This is a genomic window from Lonsdalea quercina subsp. quercina (assembly GCF_000688655.1).
Classification (GTDB): Bacteria; Pseudomonadota; Gammaproteobacteria; order Enterobacterales; family Enterobacteriaceae; genus Lonsdalea; species Lonsdalea quercina.
The window spans coordinates 118,879-138,068 of sequence record NZ_JIBO01000008.1; the positions used below are offsets into that span (position 1 = coordinate 118,879).

Annotated in this window: 19 protein-coding genes; 11 read left to right on the plus strand and 8 right to left on the minus strand. The window is 55.1% G+C overall.

The features are described from left to right. Positions 1-640 precede the first annotated feature (640 nt). From RZ35_RS09460 to cybB, 3 genes are all read right to left on the minus strand, one after another. Positions 641-946: a chaperone modulator CbpM gene (locus tag RZ35_RS09460; RefSeq protein WP_026743081.1), complete on the minus strand. Its 306-nt coding sequence runs from the start codon at positions 944-946 to the stop codon at positions 641-643. Between the two features lie 4 nt (positions 947-950). Beyond that, positions 951-1,892 (minus strand): curved DNA-binding protein, encoded by a 942-nt coding sequence (gene cbpA / locus RZ35_RS09465; protein ID WP_026743082.1) that lies wholly within the window; start codon positions 1,890-1,892, stop codon positions 951-953. A gap of 104 nt (positions 1,893-1,996) precedes the next feature. Then, positions 1,997-2,551: a cytochrome b561 gene (gene cybB, locus RZ35_RS09470; protein ID WP_026743083.1), complete on the minus strand. Its 555-nt coding sequence runs from the start codon at positions 2,549-2,551 to the stop codon at positions 1,997-1,999. Between the two features lie 670 nt (positions 2,552-3,221). On the opposite strand from cybB, the gene RZ35_RS09475 reads away from it, so the two are divergent. Continuing rightward, a complete protein-coding gene (locus RZ35_RS09475; RefSeq protein WP_026743084.1) occupies positions 3,222-4,268 on the plus strand; it encodes a hypothetical protein in 1,047 nt (348 codons plus the stop codon). Continuing rightward, on the plus strand, positions 4,265-4,525 hold the full coding sequence (locus tag RZ35_RS18310) for a hypothetical protein (RefSeq protein WP_026743085.1): 261 nt from the start codon (positions 4,265-4,267) through the stop codon (positions 4,523-4,525). Before RZ35_RS09475 ends, RZ35_RS18310 begins: the two co-directional genes overlap by 4 nt. 581 nt (positions 4,526-5,106) lie before the next feature. Here RZ35_RS18310 and RZ35_RS09485 read toward each other — a convergent pair. Next, positions 5,107-6,108 (minus strand): zinc-binding dehydrogenase, encoded by a 1,002-nt coding sequence (locus tag RZ35_RS09485; RefSeq protein ID WP_036153074.1) that lies wholly within the window; start codon positions 6,106-6,108, stop codon positions 5,107-5,109. A 958-nt stretch (positions 6,109-7,066) separates the two neighbouring features. Beyond that, entirely contained in the window at positions 7,067-7,924 is an 858-nt protein-coding gene (locus tag RZ35_RS09490; RefSeq protein ID WP_026743087.1) for an SDR family oxidoreductase, read from the minus strand. A 160-nt stretch (positions 7,925-8,084) separates the two neighbouring features. On the opposite strand from RZ35_RS09490, the gene RZ35_RS09495 reads away from it, so the two are divergent. After that, entirely contained in the window at positions 8,085-8,471 is a 387-nt protein-coding gene (locus RZ35_RS09495) for a winged helix-turn-helix transcriptional regulator (protein WP_051625536.1), read from the plus strand. A 109-nt stretch (positions 8,472-8,580) separates the two neighbouring features. Here the strand turns inward: RZ35_RS09495 and RZ35_RS09500 are convergent, their stop codons facing one another. Then, positions 8,581-9,018: a hypothetical protein gene (locus RZ35_RS09500; protein WP_036153077.1), complete on the minus strand. Its 438-nt coding sequence runs from the start codon at positions 9,016-9,018 to the stop codon at positions 8,581-8,583. 860 nt (positions 9,019-9,878) lie between these two features. Between RZ35_RS09500 and umuD the strand changes: the two genes are divergently transcribed. Beyond that, complete coding sequence (gene umuD, locus RZ35_RS09505; RefSeq protein ID WP_051625545.1) at positions 9,879-10,307, plus strand: translesion error-prone DNA polymerase V autoproteolytic subunit; 429 nt, start codon at positions 9,879-9,881, stop codon at positions 10,305-10,307. 2 nt (positions 10,308-10,309) lie between these two features. Next, the gene (gene umuC, locus RZ35_RS09510) at positions 10,310-11,578 is read left to right on the plus strand and encodes a translesion error-prone DNA polymerase V subunit UmuC (RefSeq protein ID WP_026743091.1); all 1,269 of its coding nucleotides are present in this window, start codon (positions 10,310-10,312) and stop codon (positions 11,576-11,578) included. A 207-nt stretch (positions 11,579-11,785) separates the two neighbouring features. Here the strand turns inward: umuC and RZ35_RS09515 are convergent, their stop codons facing one another. Beyond that, a complete protein-coding gene (locus RZ35_RS09515; protein WP_026743092.1) occupies positions 11,786-12,601 on the minus strand; it encodes a Cof-type HAD-IIB family hydrolase in 816 nt (271 codons plus the stop codon). 312 nt (positions 12,602-12,913) lie between these two features. Between RZ35_RS09515 and yghX the strand changes: the two genes are divergently transcribed. Beyond that, positions 12,914-13,801 (plus strand): YghX family hydrolase, encoded by an 888-nt coding sequence (yghX, locus tag RZ35_RS09520; protein WP_026743093.1) that lies wholly within the window; start codon positions 12,914-12,916, stop codon positions 13,799-13,801. 41 nt (positions 13,802-13,842) lie between these two features. Here yghX and RZ35_RS09525 read toward each other — a convergent pair whose 3' ends face one another. Continuing rightward, positions 13,843-14,760, minus strand: coding sequence for a LysR family transcriptional regulator (locus RZ35_RS09525; protein WP_026743094.1), 918 nt, complete (start codon positions 14,758-14,760; stop codon positions 13,843-13,845). A gap of 360 nt (positions 14,761-15,120) precedes the next feature. On the opposite strand from RZ35_RS09525, the gene RZ35_RS09530 reads away from it, so the two are divergent. From RZ35_RS09530 to idi, 5 genes are all read left to right on the plus strand, one after another. After that, positions 15,121-16,617: a UbiD family decarboxylase gene (locus RZ35_RS09530; protein ID WP_026743095.1), complete on the plus strand. Its 1,497-nt coding sequence runs from the start codon at positions 15,121-15,123 to the stop codon at positions 16,615-16,617. 9 nt (positions 16,618-16,626) lie between these two features. Beyond that, the gene (locus RZ35_RS09535) at positions 16,627-17,211 is read left to right on the plus strand and encodes a UbiX family flavin prenyltransferase (RefSeq protein ID WP_026743096.1); all 585 of its coding nucleotides are present in this window, start codon (positions 16,627-16,629) and stop codon (positions 17,209-17,211) included. A 44-nt stretch (positions 17,212-17,255) separates the two neighbouring features. Further along, positions 17,256-17,972, plus strand: a complete 717-nt coding sequence (locus RZ35_RS09540; protein WP_026743097.1) for a DUF554 domain-containing protein — start codon at positions 17,256-17,258, stop codon at positions 17,970-17,972. Positions 17,973-18,028: 56 nt separating this feature from the next. After that, positions 18,029-18,460, plus strand: coding sequence for a PNPOx family protein (locus tag RZ35_RS09545; protein ID WP_026743098.1), 432 nt, complete (start codon positions 18,029-18,031; stop codon positions 18,458-18,460). Between the two features lie 55 nt (positions 18,461-18,515). Then, positions 18,516-19,082, plus strand: coding sequence for an isopentenyl-diphosphate Delta-isomerase (gene idi / locus RZ35_RS09550; RefSeq protein ID WP_026743099.1), 567 nt, complete (start codon positions 18,516-18,518; stop codon positions 19,080-19,082). Positions 19,083-19,190 lie beyond the last annotated feature (108 nt).

The window sequence follows — 19,190 nt, forward strand, 5'->3', positions numbered from 1 at the left end:
TTACCAGAATTTGGCAAAAAACAATTGAAAAAATCATTATATTTCAATTAAATGAATAGTTATCTATCCCGCAGCGCGATGATTATCGCCTGAGATCGGCGCGAAAAAGATATTAATGACAGAAGGTAGAGCAGGCATCGTGCCAGAAATGAATAAATGATGCATAAGCGTAATTTTTTTCTTAAAAACAACGCATTACAAATGCATAATTATGCATTCATCTTGAATTCAAACGTAAAGTCAAAAAGAATTCTTCGTAAAATCCCCGATTGGCGGAAAATTTATTCAAAAAAAGAGAAAAGAAATTTTTTTGATTTGACGCCTAATTCCCTTCTCTCGGTTGCACTGATAGCGAGCATGAAAAGCGATCTTGCCATCCGCCATGCACCATGTCAGAACATGAGTTGCACCAAATTGAGGCGAGCCACCTTATTGTGAGATGGGACTGACAACACTTGTCGATGAACGCAATAGTCGAGAGGGATATAGGGCGTGAGAATGCCCCCGCAAAGCATCGGCATCGCCGGATCGCGCCAGCGTCAGGCCGGAAATGAGTGGGATAAACATCGGGAGAACGAACCGTTTGGTCAGACAGGGCCGCGCGTTCTGTCGCGCTACGCGCAGCCTGTGTTGAGAAGCCTTAATGGCTGGGAACAAAGCGCTCCAGCTGTCGGCGCAGCCGCTGATTCTCCTGATTGAGGCGCTCCATTTTATCCAGCAGCGTCAGCGTCATGGCAATGCCCGGCCAGTCAATATCCAGCTCGTAGCGCAAACGTCGCGCTCGCCGCAGTTGGCTCAGCGCATAGGCATCAAAGCGCCACTGCATGCTGCTCTCTTCCTGAGGTGCGATAACCCCCAGCGCAACTACTTCGCTGAGTTCATCTCTGGAGAGGCCAACGATCTGGCATACCTCAATCACGGTGAAGGTGACGTCGATATCATCCATAGCATTACTCCCATACTGTCCGAGGATTAAAGGCCGCCTTTTCAGCCAGCGATCTCCAGATCGCTGCCGTGGATTCATCCGGTTTTGGCGGCATCACAACTTTCAGCACGGCATAGAGGTCGCCCGCGCCTTTTTTACTAACCAGTCCTTTTCCTTTGATGCGCAGGCGCTGGCCGGTCTGACTGCCTGCCGGGACGGTCAGGGTGATGCGCCCCGATAGCGTCGGCATTTCGATGTTCGCGCCCAACGCCGCTTCCCAGGGCGCCAGCGGGACGACGATTTGCAGATTCTGACCGTCGATATCGAACAGCGGATGCGGCGCCAGCCGAATAATCAGGTAGAGATCGCCGTTCGCCCCGCCGTTAACCCCTGCCACACCCTGATGTTTGAGGCGAATACGCTCGCCGTCGCCCACCCCCGCCGGAATTTTCACGTTCAGTTTTTTCGTGACCTCATCCACCACGCGACCGAACGCGTCGTGAACCGGCAACTGATAGGAGATGGTGCGGCTCTGCTCTTTCAGCGTTTCTTCCAGGAACAGCGGCAGCTCCATTTCGACATCCTGCCCCCGCTGCCCATGAGACGCCCGACCGGCGGAGCGCGACTGTGCCTGATGACCGAAAACAGATTCGAAGAAGTCGGAGAAGTCGCCGCTGTTGTGCCATTCCTGGCCGCCTGCGGAGCGAGATTGAGATTGAGAAAAGGGCGAATCGTTGAAGNGAGGATCGTGACGGTGCAGTCTGATTTGATCGTATTCCGCGCGGCGTTCACTGTCTTTAAGGACTTCGTAGGCTTCCGCCACGCTCTTGAACTTTTCCGCCGCATCCGGCTCGGTGCTGACGTCGGGATGATATTTCCGCGCCAGCTTTCGATACGCTGCCTTGATGGCCTTGATATCGTCTGAGGGATCAACCCCCAGCAAGGCATAATAATCTTTGAATTCCATCGGCCCACATCCTCATTTTGCCATGCATAAATAGAGGATAGTCCTATCGGCGGCTGAATAAACGGTTTTCATTGCATTCGTTATATCAGCCGCCTGGGAGGAGATTAGGCGGAGGTGCGATCTTTCTTCGAGGGCATCATGCGCAGCATCGTGTTATCACGCATGAAGTAGTAGTGGAACAGCGCGGCGGCCGCATGCAGCCCGATCAGCCAGTAGCCGAGAGGCGCCAGCGTTTCGNGCAGCTGAATCAACGACACCGCCAGATCGGGATTCGGCGTGGCCGCGACCGGCATACCGATGCCGAACAGCGCCCAGTCCTGTCCACGCAAATAGCGTGAGCTGACGGCCAGCACCGGCAGCGCGACAAACAGCGCGTAAATCAGAATGNGCGTCAGGTTCGCCAGAAAGTGCTGCCACTTGGGCGCTGGCGGGACAATCGGCGGAGAGGCGTATTTGATGCGATAGTAAATGCGCGCCACCATCAGCGCCAGCACGGTGACGCCACAGCTGAAGTGCGTCGCCATCACCAGTTGACGCGTTAACGTCCCTCTCGGCGCCAGTCCCCGCAGCTCGACGGTGGCATAGGTAACGATAAGAAGGAGAAAGACGGCCCAGTGCAATGCAATTTGCACATTCGAAAAACGCCCTTGGTTCTGCATGACGACATCCTTTAAACGGTGATTTACCCACACCATAACCGATGTTTTTCTCAATCGATCGAAACTTTTACATTTATTTTAACTCGTGGAGCGCTGCGCGCCAGTCGGTTCGCTGGAACGAGAAAACCGGCGAGTCTCCCTGATGAGCCTCGCTGTTGCGGGCGGATGGGATGACGCCAGGTCAGCCTTGATCTTCTCATCAGCAACGTTGGCGACGGCAGAAATCAATGTTGGCGAATATTCGTCAACGACTGAAAGTATTAATTAAAGGCGTGTTTGGGGATTGGGTTCTTTTGATTTGGCGATGGGCTGTTGGGGGGATGAGTCCGCTGTGAGCGAAGAGCGGACATTGCTAACAGCATTCTGTGTGAATCAACAGGGAGCAGGTCAGGGATGTCCTCATGTGGCTTATGAAGACATGGCTAACATCGGGGTGTACTAATCAACGGGGATCGGGTCAGTGTTAGCATTTTTTATTTGGGGTTACATACTCTACCTTGGTTCAAAAAAATAATATGAAATCCTCGCTGACCGATGCTCATTAAACCTAAACAATGAATGTACGGTCAACATCATCTGTGATATTGCGCATACTTAACTATGCGCGGTATTGGTCATACTCTGCGATGGATGATAATGGTGCTGATATCAACATCTTAATAGGGACGTTATGCTTCAGCACTATCAGGCAAAATCGTTGAATGGTCTTTATCTTGAGGACATACCCGAAATACTTCATCCTAAGTCCGCAGAGAGCAAACTCGCCGATACCGTTCAGCCAAATAGAATCATCATGGAATGGGATCTGCCATCAGGCTATAGCCTGTTTGTCAGTCAATATTACCTGTTCCATTATCAGCAGCCGGCAATGGCGTACCGCGACGTACTGGCTGATATCAAATTAGGAAAAGTCGTTCTATTACGGAAACGCATGTTTGGTCAGCCACTCCCCAGTGTGTTGACGTCTTCCGGAAAATTACGCGATGACCTGCCCTTATTCTTACACTCCCGGCTCAGTTACCTAATATCACATCAGGTAAAACGCCCAGTTTACTACAACAGGCCGGCAGAACCTGTTCAACATGGTCAGGCAGGGAAAACGATCAACAGTAAAGCGGCCGGTAGGCTACTGGCTGCAGGGGGGATCTTGAATGGCAACATGGAGGGCTTCAAGAAAACCGCAGAACAACTTGGGGGCGATGCGCCTGCTGGGTACGATCAGGTCATGGATAACAAAGGAGTACTCATTGCCGGCACGTCTATTGTTGCAGGCTTAACAATGGGGAAAATGCGATTCCCAGAATTAGAAGAGCTTGAGCATTTTGGCGCCAGAGGTGTTGCATCAGGAAGACCGTTTGATCCTGAGCTAGCTGGAGGACCAATAGAAAACCTGACAACTGATGGCGTCAATATAACTAACGAAGGGATCGCGACCGTGGAGAAACATGTCTCTCGTTTCGATCATGACCCAGCCAATGACGTCATGATAGGTAGACTGAAAAGCATCGCCAAGGGTGAAATTCTTCCTGAACAGGTAGACTTGAATTATTATACTCACGAGTGTAGAGAATATCAGCGTTACTGTAATTTGGGCTGGGAGACTGGTGAACCCGATGGTGTTGCAGGCTATGATTTATGGAACAATGCCCATACGGCAACGTTAGAAGATTTTAAGCTCAAAGATAGTGATTTATTTCACCCGGATGCGACGAAATGACGATAACTAATACTGAATTTAACGTTTTAAAAGTCATGTCAGAAAAAGACATTGATTGGTCTTGGATGATACTGGATCGCTCTCTTGCTATGAAGAATATCCCCGGATTTGGCAATGTTGCGAACATCGTAACCAGCCTTGTGAATCAAGGGATGGTTGATGTTGTCCATAACGATAATCCACAGAGACCCCGGTATCGCGTATCTGCTAAGGGGAAACAGTTGCTAGGCCGGATGGAAAATAACGCTAGTTGTTAGTATTGATGGTTACTGTAGCAAGGCCCTGACCAGATTCAGAATGGCCAGGGCAATGAGATCCACAATGAACGCTCGGTAAGCCTGTCCATCACGGTAAAGTTAAGTACTCTGTTCTGCCTGTATTTTAATCGCCACGGGTTTAACAGACCCCTTAGAGTCCAACTAATAGGGCAGGATTGTCTGCCAGGGTGGAGTCAGTCCACTATCGATATTACATGAGATGACAACATCCGCTCCTGGCACAAAGCAGACATCATTAATGTATCAATCTTGAGCGCCACTGCTCTCTTCGTTCCTCAACCGTAGTGAGCTGAGATTTTCCCTAGCGACAACCATTCGTCGCTGATAGTGAATAAGCTGGCAGCCGTTGACCTCTGAATACGGCTTTATCGGTATAGAAGCACTCGACGCCTGACTCGGCGCTGAACGACGCTTTNCCCCACTTGTGACGTAAAAGCGCGTGATTTAGGGGATTCGGCGTCAGCGATTGTTGCTGACGCTTAGGGCAATCAGTCATGCCGTCGCTATTCACTGAACTCAACACAATGGCTGACTGGGTCTGTCTTTTCCTCAGTACTGGATCACACCCGCACCAGCGGCTTGCCGGAAAATGAGCGGTGGCGCAGTTCGTCCAGCAGCAGCGGCAGTTCGGAGAAATCGCGGACCACCCGAGACTCTGCTTGCAGCCGCTCTTCCGCCAGATCGATCAACAGCAGCTCGCCCGCCGCCGTCAACCGTGCCCACGCGGCTTCATCTCCGAACTGATGCAGCGCGCCCAGCGCCACTTCATGCAGGGAGATCGCCCGCCCAAACGGGGCGCAAGGCCAGTTCGCCACGCGGTCCTGAATACAGACCAGATGACCGTTCGCTCGCAGCAACGGGGACAATCGCTCGGCGTGGTCGGCGCTGACGCTGTCGATGACGGCAAAGAAGCCGGCGTTCTCGCTCATCCAGTCGGGATCGTCGGCCAGCTCGCTCGCGACGCAATCCTTCGCGCCCAGCGTCCGCAGCCGTTCCCAGTGGCGGGAATGGCTCATGGCGGTCACGTTGAATCCATAGGCGGCGGCCAGCTGCACCAGATAGAGCCCGACGGCACCGCCCGCNCCGCTAATCAATACCCGCTGCCCCGCCTGCGGCGGCAGTTTATCCAACGCCAGCCACGCGGTGAGCGCCGGACAAGGAACGCTGGCGGCAATGGCGAAATCCAATGATTGAGGCAGGCGCAGCAGCGCGCGCATATCGACGGGCGCGTACTCGGCAAAGCTGCCGGGAGACTGCAAATTCTGATGATAGGCGACACGTTGCCCCAGCCAGCGGTCGGAGACGTCCTCGCCGACCGCCACCACAACGCCCGCGCCGTCGACGCCCGGCACTTTCCCCGGCTGCCAACCGAGTCTCTCCACGCCCAGCACCTTCCAGTCCACGGGATTCAAGCCAATCACGATGTTGCGCACCAGCACCTGATCGGCCGCCAGCGGCGGCAAGGGAATGTGTTCGAGTCTCAGATCGCGGGGATCGGTGCCGTCATGCCAGGTCCATGCCCGGTAGGTTTCAGGAAGCACTTCGCGCTGTTTATCCGTCATCTTTCTTTTCCATGATAAAGGTCTTGTCGTAGCCGAGGGATAGATGCCCTCTCCAACTCAATAACGATGAGATATCCGATTTATTTATTTTCAGCTCCGCTGACTGCGTCGCCCTCGACGTTTTCTCGCGACGAAGACCACACTCAGGCGCATCAACACGGTGCAGATTACTGCGCAATATCCGTTGTTCAACGGGGGGAGAGCATTGACTCGCCTCTAGGTCCAGCCCATCCGTGATGCTTCAATGCATATCCAACACTGATGGACTCAGGATAACGTGAGCTGGCTATGAGACAGCGCAATTCCACAGATGTTGCGTCAGCCTTCTCGCCTACCCTGCGCGGCACCGCAAACGAAGACTGAAGCCGGGGCGCTCCCCGCGCATCCACGCACCAGCAGCACAAGGCTGTTCACGATAGGGGNCTGGCCGCTGGAGAGCGCGCTCGTCACTAGCGGCCGCGTGAGCTGGCCGGTTGGTTGTCGATAGCGGTTGGATTAAGGATGTGAACTGAAGGAAGCACAATACTCATTGCGGGCAGGATTCGGCGCTTGAAAGCATTTTTTATCCTTTTGATTTATATCGTTATATAGGTTTTTATATTACGGCTGCGTCTACCCTATTTTCATGACTCAGATCACTCTTTTACCGGACAGCGCCTGCTGACATGCCCATCTCGTCCTGAGAGTGTCATTTTTATCTAATCAATTCAGTCAGCTATTATCGTTTCCCGCCATTCCTGTTCGATCCCCACGCCCTTGGGCGTTAGCGAAAAACGCCAAGCCCCCCCTCGGTTTTATGCGAACCGTACGGTATTTTTATGTGCGTACTCACATCCAGTCATTAATTTGATGAAGAAGCGGTGACGAAAGGGGGTTGATGGAGGTCATGCGCCGCGGCGAGTGCCGTGATAATAGATGCGACCCCGCGCTTCTCCACCAGAAGGCGGGGTCGTTGGTATTACAGCGACGCCAGCGTGTCGGCGATCACTTTTTGATAGGATACCGTCGGGCGTCCCAGCAGGCGGCTCAGCGTTTTACTGTCATCAAACAGCGCGCCTGTGGCGGCGCCCGCGTCGGAGTCGGCCAGCACATCGGCCAGACCGTCCGGTAAGCCTGCGCCCTTGAGCGCATTCGCAAACTCGGCGACCGGCAGATTGACATAACCTATCGTTTTTCCAGACTGCCTTGAAATTTCCGCCGCAAACTCCGTCAGCGTATAGCTGTCGTCGCCTGCCAGTTCATAGACTTTTCCCGCCTGATCGTCGTTCAGCAACACGACCGCCGCCGCCTGAGCGTAATCCGCACGCGTCGCCGATGCGATGCGTCCTTCTCCTGCCGAGCCGATGTAGGCGTCATGCGCCAAAGCCGGGACAATGCTGGCGGCGTAGTTTTCGGTATACCAGCCGTTGCGCAGCAGGACGAAAGGCACGCCGGAGGCCTTCAGTGCCGCTTCCGTCTGGCGGTGTTCTTCACCCAGCATCAGCGGCGAAGTATCCGCACGCAGCAGGCTGGTATAGGCGATCAGTCCAACTTCCGCGACTTTGGCGGCGTCAATCACCGCACGATGCTGAGCAGTGCGCTGGCCCACTTCACTGGAGGAGATCAGCAGCAGTTTGTCTACGCCCTGAAATGCCGTGGCGAGCGTGGCGGGCTGATTGTAATCCGCCTGACGCACAAGCACGCCGCGATCGGCCAGGTCCTGCGCTTTCGATGGGTTGCGAACCGCGGCGACAATCTGATCCGCCGGGACTTTTTTCAGCAATGCTTCAATGACAAGACGACCTAACTGACCTGTTGCACCGGTTACTGCAATCATAATGACCTCCGTTTAAGGTGTCGGCACGCGGGACTCCCGCCATGCCTACACACCATAGAATAGACATGCACTTCGTAGACAAGGAGGACTATAATAGACGCACTCTCTTTTAGTAAGTACTTACCTTTTGGTAAGCTTGAAATTTTTAGCAGGAAACGTGATGCGCCCCCAAAGAAACCCTGAATTCGGCCCCGATCATGAAGACATTCGCTACGGAAAATTGCTGGACGCCAACTGCCCTTCGCGGGATGTACTGCAACATATTGCCAGCCGCTGGGGCATTCTGGTGCTGATCGCCCTGGATGAGGACACGCTGCGTTTCAGCGAGCTGCGCAGGAAAATTAGCGGGATTAGCGAAAAGATGCTGGCCCAGACGCTACAGATGTTTGAGCGGGATGGATTCGTGCGCCGTAACATGCTGCCCGTCGTTCCGCCGCATACGGAGTACTCGCTCACGCCGCTCGGCCGCGAGGTCTACGAGCGCGTGATTCAATTAGCGGATTGGATTGAGCTGAACTTGCCGAAAATTATGCAGGCCGGGCAGTAGCGCTCTGCCGCTATGGCTTCTCGTCAGACGGGAACGCCGTCAAGAAGGCAAAGGGAAGGAAAAACAACGATGGCGCTACCTCAGGTCCGCCGGTAGCGCCGTTCAGAGATTACTGTGCCGCGCCCTGCTGCAGATAATCCGTCAGGAAGTACTGCGCGTTGCCGGACTGTGACAGCGCATCGTCATAACCGACCCTGATTTCCTGCGTCTCGTCCGGCAGATACAGCTCCCCATAACCGCGGCGAACAATCAGCACGACGAATTTTTTTCCGTCGACCTGCGTCGAGTAACGCGTATCTTTGCTGGTTTTCTCAACGTCCATTTTCTGGATACGCAATTTCCAGTCGTGATCGATGCCATCGATCTGCACTAGCGCCTGATTGGCGGTACGTTCGCCATAACGTAACGTCCAGACCTTTACGCCCTGCTCACCGCTATAGGCCACCACATTGTCGCCGACCGGCGGACGCGGAGCCTCCGTGGCGGTACACACCGCCGTCGTCATAAACAATCCCAGAATCAACGCCATCCAATGTCTTTTTCGCATACCTTTTCCTCTATTTAGCGGCGTACGCCTGCCTTGGTGCGCGGGATTGTTCCATTTATCAGTAGGAGGTTCAATGACGTAACGCGAGGAAACGAATAATACGTCTGCGATATTTCACTCCCTCATAAAATACTCATGACATCCGTTGCCCCTTAATTTCTTGCGTCTTAAATCAAGCGAACTGATCGGTATCAAGCTTGAAAGGGAGGATGCCGTTTTTTATTTAAGAAGGGAAATAGGAATAAAAAGACCTTTTTAATCACCCATAAATTCACAGATGAAACAATCAACCTGATGCAATAGTTAATAATGCTACATAGTCTTATTCCATAATACATAGGAGGCTCATGTTAAAGCGGCAAATCAATTAACGATCTGGCCTTGATTCCTTTATTGAGGATGCCGGTAAAACCCAAAGAAAAAAATAAAATAATGACGAAAAATGCCGTCAATTAGCGGCAAAAGCCACGATATGTCACCGTAAAACACCCCGTCTGCAACACCCTAAAAAGGCGATATCATCATGACTCTATTACAAATAAAATAAGCACACTGGTCTTTTTCATCGCCAGCGATCGCCGCCGTTTGATTAAAAAGCCATGAACAGACTTATTTATCGCACTCATAGGGTGACAATAAAATAACGCCGCCGCTCCGCTATCCACTTAGCAGGATCATATAACCTATTGGTGAATACACCGACGGTGACTATATCCCTGACTCTTCGTCCGCCATCGAAATAAAAAATCTTTTTAAATCAGCACAGCATCAGCTCGACGTCGATTAAAGAAAAAGGAATATCTACACAAGCCGCGTGAGGTATGATTATACTGTATAAAAAACCAGTTAAAGAGGCTTTCATGCATTCATACCGTTTGCTCCTTCCGCGGTTGGATTCCCCTAAAATCGTTCTTCCTTTATTCAGCGACCATTGCGCAGCAGGCTTTCCTTCTCCGGCACAGGACTACGTCGAAAAGTCGCTGGATTTGAACGAACTCCTGATCAAACACCCCAGCGCAACCTATTTTGTGCGCGCCAGCGGCGAATCTATGGTTGATGTCGGCATCCACGACGGCGATCTGCTGGTCGTCGACCGATCGCTCAAGGCCTCTCATGGCGATGTGATCATCGCGGCGATCGACGGTGAGTTCACGGTAAAGACGCTGGCGCTGAAACCCCGGCTGGCGCTGCTACCCATGAACCCAGCCTATGCTCCGATCTATCCCGACCCCAACGCGCTGGAAATCTTCGGCGTGGTGGCGCACATCATCCATAGTTTGCAGAGGTAATGATGTTTGCGCTGGCCGACGTCAATTCGTTTTACGCCTCCTGTGAAACCGTGTTTCGTCCTGACCTGAAGGGCAAGCCGGTGGTGGTGCTGTCCAATAACGACGGCTGCGTGATCGCGCGTAACGCGGAAGCCAAGCGGCTGGGGATTCCGATGGCGATGCCCTATTTTAAGATGCGGCAGTGGCTGCAAGATCAGCAGGTGTCCGTCTTCACTTCAAACTATGCGCTCTACGCCGATCTCAGCGCCAGAGTCATGACCACGCTGGAAGCGCTGGCGCCGCGCGTCGAGGTCTACAGCATCGATGAAGCGTGGATGGACATCACGGGCATTGATGTCACCCTGTCGTTTGAACAGTTCGGCCGGCAGGTCAGAGAGGCGGTTTATGCCGCTACGGGCCTGACCGTCGGCGTGGGAATGGCGAAAACCAAAACGCTGGCCAAGCTGTGCAACCACGCGGCCAAGCGCTATCCGGCGACCGGCGGCATCGTCGCNCTCACGCACCCGATACGGCTGCAAAAACTCATGTCGCTCACCCCCGTCGAAGATGTCTGGGGCGTCGGCAGACGAACGACGCGCAGACTGCACTCGCTGGGTATTACCACCGCTCTCGATCTGGCGCGCGCGCCGACGTCGTTTATCCGCAAACACTTCAGCGTGGTGCTGGAACGCACCGTCCGCGAATTGCGCGGTGAGCCCTGTATCGAATTCGAGGAGGAAACGCCGACGAAGGAGCAGATCGTCTGCAGCCGCTCTTTCGGCGTTCGAATCACCCGGTTGGAGGATATGCATCAGGCCGTCTGCCGCTACGCGGAACGCGCTGCGGAAAAGCTGCGCGCAGAGAAGCAGCTCTGCCGGCAGGTCGCTATCTTCATCCGTTCGTCGCCCCACGCGCACAATGAAATTTATTACGCCAACAGCGCCAGCGAACAGCTGCTGTCGGGCACGCAAGATACGCGGGATATCATGGCCGCCGCCGTGCGCGGTCTGGAGAGAATCTGGAAGGAAGGGCCGCGCTACATGAAAGCCGGCGTCATGCTCAACGATTTTTCACCACCGCACCGCACCCAGCTGCATCTCTTCGATGACAATCCGCCCCGGCCCAACAGCACGGCGCTGATGAACGTGATCGATAAAATTAATCACGCCGGAACGGGCAAAGTCTGGTTCGCCGGTCAGGGCATCTCCCCGACATGGCAGATGAAAAGAGAGATGCTGTCGCCCGCCTATACGACGCGCTGGAATGAACTGCCCGTCGCCAAAATCGTTTAGGCGCAAGAAGGGCCAAAAGGACACTTCGCGGATAAATAAGCGATCGCAGCCTGTACGCAGGACCCGGAACTCAAGTCGTGGGTCGATAAGTCCCCGTTCAAACTGGCGTTTATCGCGTCGCGGATCACCACGCCGCACAGCCAAAAACACGATGCGTAAAGGCGGTTGCGGCATGACAAAAACAGACGCCTGACTCGCCGGGGCTGATTACCGCAGATCGAACGGCGCGCTGCGGGTTAAGACCCGATCGATGACGTTAAGCGCTCCTTCCTGCTCGTTGCTTTCGGTATGATATTTCGCCATTTCACGGATTTTTGGCTGAGCATTCGCCATCGCCACGCCGAAGCCCGCCTGCCTGAGCATTTCTTCATCGTTGCCGCTGTCGCCTATCGCCACCACCTCGTCATTGCCGATCCGCCACCGTTTCTGTAGCAGCGCGATCCCGTGAGCCTTGTGCACGCCGGGGATGATCAGATCGACAAAGCCGAATCCGCTGGACACCGGTTTGACAATGCCGTCGAGCGCATGGCCGATATGCGCCATCAGGGCCGGTATCTGGTCGTCGGGTACGCTCAGCGAGAATTTGAAGATCGTGTCCGTCAGCCCGTCAAAATCCTCGCGCTGCTCGATGCGGTAATAGTGTTTGGCAATCAGCTGGAGGAAGTCGTCGGTGGACGACGCGTAAACATAGGCGCTGTCTTTACCGCACACCACAAACTGGATGTAGGGGATGGCGGACAGCACCTCAATCACCTTGCGCACATCCGCAGGGGCAAGCTCGCCGCAAAAGATCGGCTCCCCGGCAGTGACGACATAGGCGCCGTTTTCCGCCACAAAAGCGATCTCATGACTGATGTCTGGAAAGAAAGAGAGGAGCTGATAGTACTGATTACCACTGGCGACCACGAACTGAATGCCTTCCTGTTTCAGCTGTGCGTACTGTTTGAAAAATCGGTTTTTATTGAACTGCTTATCGTTGTTGAGAAACGTACCGTCCATATCAACTGCAATCATTTTGATCATACATCACATCCCCGGATAAAAAGGTATAACTGCGGATTTAGTCTATACAAAAGCCCTCTACAAGCAATCGGCCAGGTATCGCGCAGAGCGGCCTGGCGCGCGCAAGACAGGCGCTGCCGTGTGGTGAAAAAGCTTTGCAAATCTTTACACCTTGTTAACCGAGGTCCGCCACGCGCCGCCGCGGCTGACAGCCCCGCAGGTCACGGAATCTCAGGCCGATCTCACCCACCGATTGCCCGCTGTGGGTATGCTCGACATCCGTTAACCTTCTGTTAAATTAAAGGTCAAAATAAGGACAAAAGGAGCGCGCGAATGACCCGTCTTACCGCAAAAGATTTTCCCCCGGAGTTGCTTGAACTCTATGATTATTATGCGCATGGCAAAATCACCAAGCGTCAGTTCCTCGAAAAAGCCGCGAAATATGCCGTCGGCGGCCTGACGGCGGTGGCGTTGCTCGGTTTAATGAGTCCCAACTATGCGCTGGCCCAGCAGGTGGAGTTCACCGACCCGACGATCGTCCCCTCCTACATCACCTACCCATCGCCCAACGGCCACGGCAGCGTACGCGCCTATCTGGTGGTGCCGGCGGGAGCGAAAGGCAAGCTGCCGGCGGTGGTGGTCGCTCATGAAAACCGGGGACTGAACCCGTACATCGAAGATGTCGCGCGCCGCGTCGCCAAGGCGGGCTTTATCGCGCTGGCGCCGGATGGACTTAGCTCCGTCGGCGGCTATCCCGGCAACGACGATAAAGGACGCGAGCTACAGCAACAGGTCGACCCGACCAAGCTGATGAACGACTTCTTCGCCGCCGTCGAATTCCTGCTACAGGACGAGCGCACGACCGGCAAGGTCGGGATCACCGGCTTTTGCTACGGGGGAGGCGTGGCCAATGCCGCCGCCGTAGCTTATCCGGAGCTGGCCGCGGCCGTCCCTTTCTACGGTCGTCAGCCGAAAGTGGAGGACGTCCCTCGTATCAAGGCGCCGCTGCTGATCCACTACGCCGAGCTGGATACGCGCATCAACGAGGGCTGGCCAGCCTATGAAGAGGCGCTCAAGGCAAATAACAAAACCTATGCGGGCTACATCTATCCCGGCGTCAATCATGGTTTCCATAACGACTCCACGCCGCGTTACGACAAGGCGGCGGCTGATCTGGCCTGGGAGAGAACCCTTACCTGGTTCCGCCGTTATCTGGTCTGATTTCCCGCCGACGTCGGTGATACGGCGTCGGCGCTCCCCTCCTAACCGGTTTCCTCGCCCGGCGGCTCGCTGTGCGTGAACGGATAGCCACCCTGAATAATCTCCAGCAGTTCCTGCATATAGGGCGTCGCGGACATCTTGACCATCGCGGGGAAAAAGACCTGCGGCGAAGGGAAGACGTCGATGACGTGACAGTGCTGTAGCCGGTCGCCATCGGCTTCCGACGAGGGCAGCAGCGTCGCGGCCTCCAGACCGGACTCCAACCAGTCCATAATGACGCCGGGCTGAGTCACATGCATGATGACGTCCGGATCGACGCCGCCTTTGCGAAAATGATCGAGCAGGCTCTCATAGGTGCCGGGATCGCGCGCCCGATGTAATAGCAACAGCGGCCAGCGTCCCACATCCAGATAAGGAAAAGGCCCTGCCGGTTTTTCCGGCAGCAACGCCTGGTTGACGACCGCCACTAGCCTCACCGGGTTGAATGCCAGACAGTCGAAGCCTTTGCGATGATAAGGCTTTTGAATCAGCGCAATATCGATCAGCCCATCGTTAAGCGACTGTTCAAGATGACTGGAATCCGAAACGGAAATATTTAATATCACGTCGGGATGACGTCGGTGTAATTCCAGAAACAGCGGTTTGAAATAACATTGAAATAAATGCGAAAGCCCAATCTTTAATACTTTATTTTCTTTATTGGCGATTGAAATCGTCTCATGCGAGGTGTCATTAATCAGACGAAATATCTCGCAGGCTTTTTTATAAAGATAATAGCCCGCTTCCGTGGGTTCGATTCTTTTTGCCGTCCGTACAAAAAGGGAAACATTTAATTCCGCTTCCAGTTCGTGAATGCGTTTGCTCAACGGGGGCTGCGCCATATTCAGCTGCCGGGCGGCCTGGCTGATGGAGCCCTCCTCTACCACCTTGCAAAAATACTTTAGTCTTTTCAGATCCATACCAACCTCTTTATACGGACAGCATGAAAAAATGCCGTCAGCGACTTCAGTCTACCATGCAGGTAAACGTTCGAATGCGTCGCCACATCGCAATTATCACGCTTATTTCAACCGCCTGAGGTCAAGCGTGAACAATTGTTGCATTCATGTTGCAAAATATTGAGTCGTTTTATTTATTCATTTCGGAAGTTTCATAGGTATTTGAATCAGATCACTTATTTTAACGGAATGAGAAAAGACAACGGCGACATAGATCGCTTTGATATGAGGGCTACTACTTAAACGGTATTTGTCGGAGAGTCCACGCGGCCATATATTTCCCCACAACGAATATATGACCTTTTCATAAGGAGTCTCATTATGTCCCACACTAAGAATAAACCGGATATTCAGGTGCACGATCTGCGCTCCGCGCTGGCGTTGCTAGACACGCTGCCGGGCGAATTGGTCTCGACCGATGTCGAAGTCGATCCCCAGGCGGAACTCTCCGGCGTCTACCGTTACGTCGGCGCGGGCGGAACCTGTATGCGCCCGACGCGTAAAAACGGTCCGGTCATGATCTTCAACAGAATTAAGGGATTCGACGATATCAGCGTCGCCATCGGCCTCAATGGCTCTCGCCAACGCGTCGGCCATTTCTTGGGCTGCGAGCCGGGACGCCTGGGACACCTGCTGAAGGATTCCGTCCAGCATCCTATTCCGCCGGTCAAAGCCTCTGCCGACAAGGCCGTTTGTCAGGAGGTGGTGCATCTGGCGAGCGACGCCGACTTTGACCTGCGCACCCTGCTGCCCGCGCCGACCAACACTGCCGAAGATGCCGGTCCTTACATCACGATGGGCCTGTGCTACGCCTCCGACCCCGATACCGGCGAGTCCGACATTACGATCCACCGCCTCTGCGTACAGAGCCGCGACGAGCTGTCCATGTGGCTGACGCCGGGCCGTCATATCGACGCCTTCCGCCAGAAAGCGGAGGCGGCGGGCAAACCGTTGCCCATCTCCATCAGCATCGGCGTGGACCCGGCCATTGAGATCGCGGCCTGTTTCGAACCGCCGACCACCCCGCTCGGCTTCGACGAACTGAGCGNCGCCGGCGCGCTGCGCGGCCACGCCGTCGAGCTGGTGAAATGCAAGACCATCGACGAATATGCCATCGGGCACGCTGAAATCGTCATTGAAGGCGAACTGCTGCCAGATGTCCGCGTCCGTGAAGATCAAAATACCGATACCGGTAAAGCCATGCCGGAATTCCCAGGCTATACCGGGGGAGCCAAACCCGCGCTGCCGGTCATTAAAGTGAAAGCCGTCACCCATCGTCATCACCCGATCTGGCGGACCACCATCGGTCCCGGCGAGGAGCATGTCAACATGGCGGGCATCCCGACCGAAGCCAGCATTCTGGATATGGTCAACCGGGCGATGCCGGGCAAACTGCTCAATGTGTTCGCCCACTCTGCGGGCGGCGGCAAGCTGCTGGCCGTGATGCAGTTCAAAAAATCCGCGCCGGTGGACGAAGGGCGTCAGCGTCAGGCCGCGCTGCTGGCTTTCTCGGCCTTCCCGGAGCTGAAACATGTCATTCTGGTCGACGAAGACGTCGATATCTTCGACAGCGACGATGTCATGTGGGCGATGCAGACCCGCTATCAGGGCGACGTCGACACCGTTTTCATTCCCGGCGTACGCTGCCATCCGCTGGACCCGTCGCAGGTTCCCGCATACAGCCCGTCGATCTTGCAGGAAGGCATGTCCTGTAAAACCATTTTCGACTGTACCGTGCCGTTCACCCTCAAACCGCACTTCGAGCGCTCGAAGTTCAAAGAGGTCGACGTTAAACGCTTCCTGCCAGACTTCGAATAAGGGGAAAACATGTCCACCCGACGTATTATCGTAGGCATTAGCGGCGCCTCGGGCTTTCAGTATGGCGTCAAAGCCCTCGAACTGCTGCAAGAACAGGATCTGGAAGTCCATCTGGTGGTCTCCGCCGGCGCAGAGAAAACCTGCGCCCTGGAAACCGGCTTCAGGATGGAGGAGGTCGTGGCGCTGGCGGATGTGGTGCATGAGTGTAAAAATCTGGGCGCCTCGATTGCCAGCGGATCTTTCAAGACGCAGGGCATGCTGGTCGCGCCCTGCTCCATGCGCTCGCTGGCCGCCATTGCCCACGGTCTGACGGATAACCTGCTGACGCGCGCCGCGGATGTCGTGCTGAAAGAGCGCCGCCGGCTGGTGCTGATGGCGCGGGAAACGCCCCTGAACCTGGGGCATCTTCGCAACATGCAGCAGGTGACGGAAATGGGCGGTATTATCTTCCCGCCCGTGCCCGCGCTGTATCAGCGACCCAAGACGCCGGATGACATCATCACCCACAGCGTGGGACGCGCGCTCGATTTGTTGGGTATTGAAGTCAAAACATTGCCCCGCTGGGGGGAAAGCTCAGCTAACACCAGGCCGTAGGCAAACTACGGAACACGCTGAAAACCATAACAAGGATAACGAAAATGCTAATCGGACCTTATGTGAACGGAGCGGCTATCGTGATAGGCGGCCTGCTCGGCGCGCTGATCAGCACGCGGCTCCCTGAGAGAATAAGAACCGCGTTGCCCCTGACGTTCGGCCTCTGCTCCATGGGCCTCGGGATCATGCTGATCATCAAGGTGAAGTTCATGCCCGCCGTCGTGCTGGCGATGATCCTCGGCGCCATTGTGGGCGAACTGTTGTACATCGAAAAGGGCATCGGTAAGGCGGCCGGCACCACTCGCGGGCTTATTGACCGCGTCTTCCCGGCGGTTGAAGGCGTCACGCATACCGAGTTTACGGATAAATTCGTGGCGATCCTGGTCCTGTTCTGCGCCAGCGGCACCGGGATTTTCGGCGCGATGCACGAAGGCATGACCGGCGACCCGTCGATTCTGTATATCAAAACGGCGCTGGATCTGTTTACCTCGGCGATCTTCGCGACGCTGTTGGGGTATGCTGTCATTACCATCGCCGTTCCGCAGCTGCTCATCCAGCTGGGATTGGCGATGCTGGCGGCCATGATCCTGCCGCTGACGACCCCCGATATGATGGCGGACTTCTCCGCCGCGGGCGGGCTGATCATGCTGGCCACCGGGTTNAGAATTTGCGGTATCAAGCCATTTCCCGTCGCCAACATGCTGCCGGGACTGTTCCTGGTGATGCCGCTCTCCCATTTGTGGTCGACCTACGTCGCCTGACGTCAGGCCCGCAGGCCCGGTGCCGATAACCGGGTCCACACACTAAGAGGCGAAAGATGCAACCATTACCGGCCCCCGCCGCCGACTTTATCGCAAGCCACCACGTGTTATCGCTGACCACGCTGGACGAAGACGGGCTGTGGAGCGCCAGCTGTTTCTATGCCTTCGATGCCGACAATGCCAGTTTGATCGTTCTTTCCAGCAGCAGCACGCGCCACGGCGGCGCCATGGCGACCGGGAGCCGGATCAGCGGCACCATCAGCGGTCAGCCCGAGAAAATCCGCGACATCCGCGGCATTCAATATCTGGCGACCGTCAGTAAGCTGGACGGGGCCGAACGTCGCGACGCGCTCAGCCTCTACGTTGCCCGCCATCCCATCGCGCGCCTGAAACCCCTCACGGAAGTGTGGCGGCTGAAGCTGCATACGATAAAGTTCACCGACAATGCTACCCTGTTCGGCGCCAAGGAGCATTGGACGCGGGAATGACCGCGCCGCCTGACCGCCGACAGCATGAATATTTGAAGAAGTCTCGAGGAAGCCCATGACAAGCCCACCACTGGAACACGTCGTACTGTTAGATGCCGACAGAAACCCCATCGGTACGATGGATAAAAGCGTGGTACATAGCGATAAAACGCCCCTGCATTTGGCTTTTTCCAGCTATTTATTCTCACCCGCAGGCCAGTTTCTGACCACTCGCCGCGCGTTGTGCAAGAAGGCCTGGCCGGGCGTCTGGACGAATTCGGTCTGCGGTCACCCCCAATTGGATGAAAAAATGGAGGCGGCAGTCCGTCGTCGCTGCCGCTACGAGCTGGGCGCAGACGTCGATCGGATCACGCTGGCGGACGACGAGTTCAGCTACTGCGTCACCAGCGCCTCCGGCATTATGGAAAACGAATATTGTCCGGNGTTTACGGCAGTGATCNCCAGCGACTTGTCGCCGCGTGACGATGAGGTGCTCGACTATCGCTGGGTCGATCTTCCTGATCTCATCGATGCCGCCGCCAAAACCCCGTGGGCATTCAGTCCGTGGATGGTGCAACAGCTCGCCATTCCCGCGCTACAACGTCGGCTCAGGTCATTCGCCGCTATGCTGACCGCACGCTAAAAACTCGCCCGGCGGCGGTCAGACGGGGTCTCAAGTGACCGCCGCCAACGTGCTCACCGTGCGTCAGATCCCGTATTGCCGCACTCCGGGCGGTGTATGGAAATAATC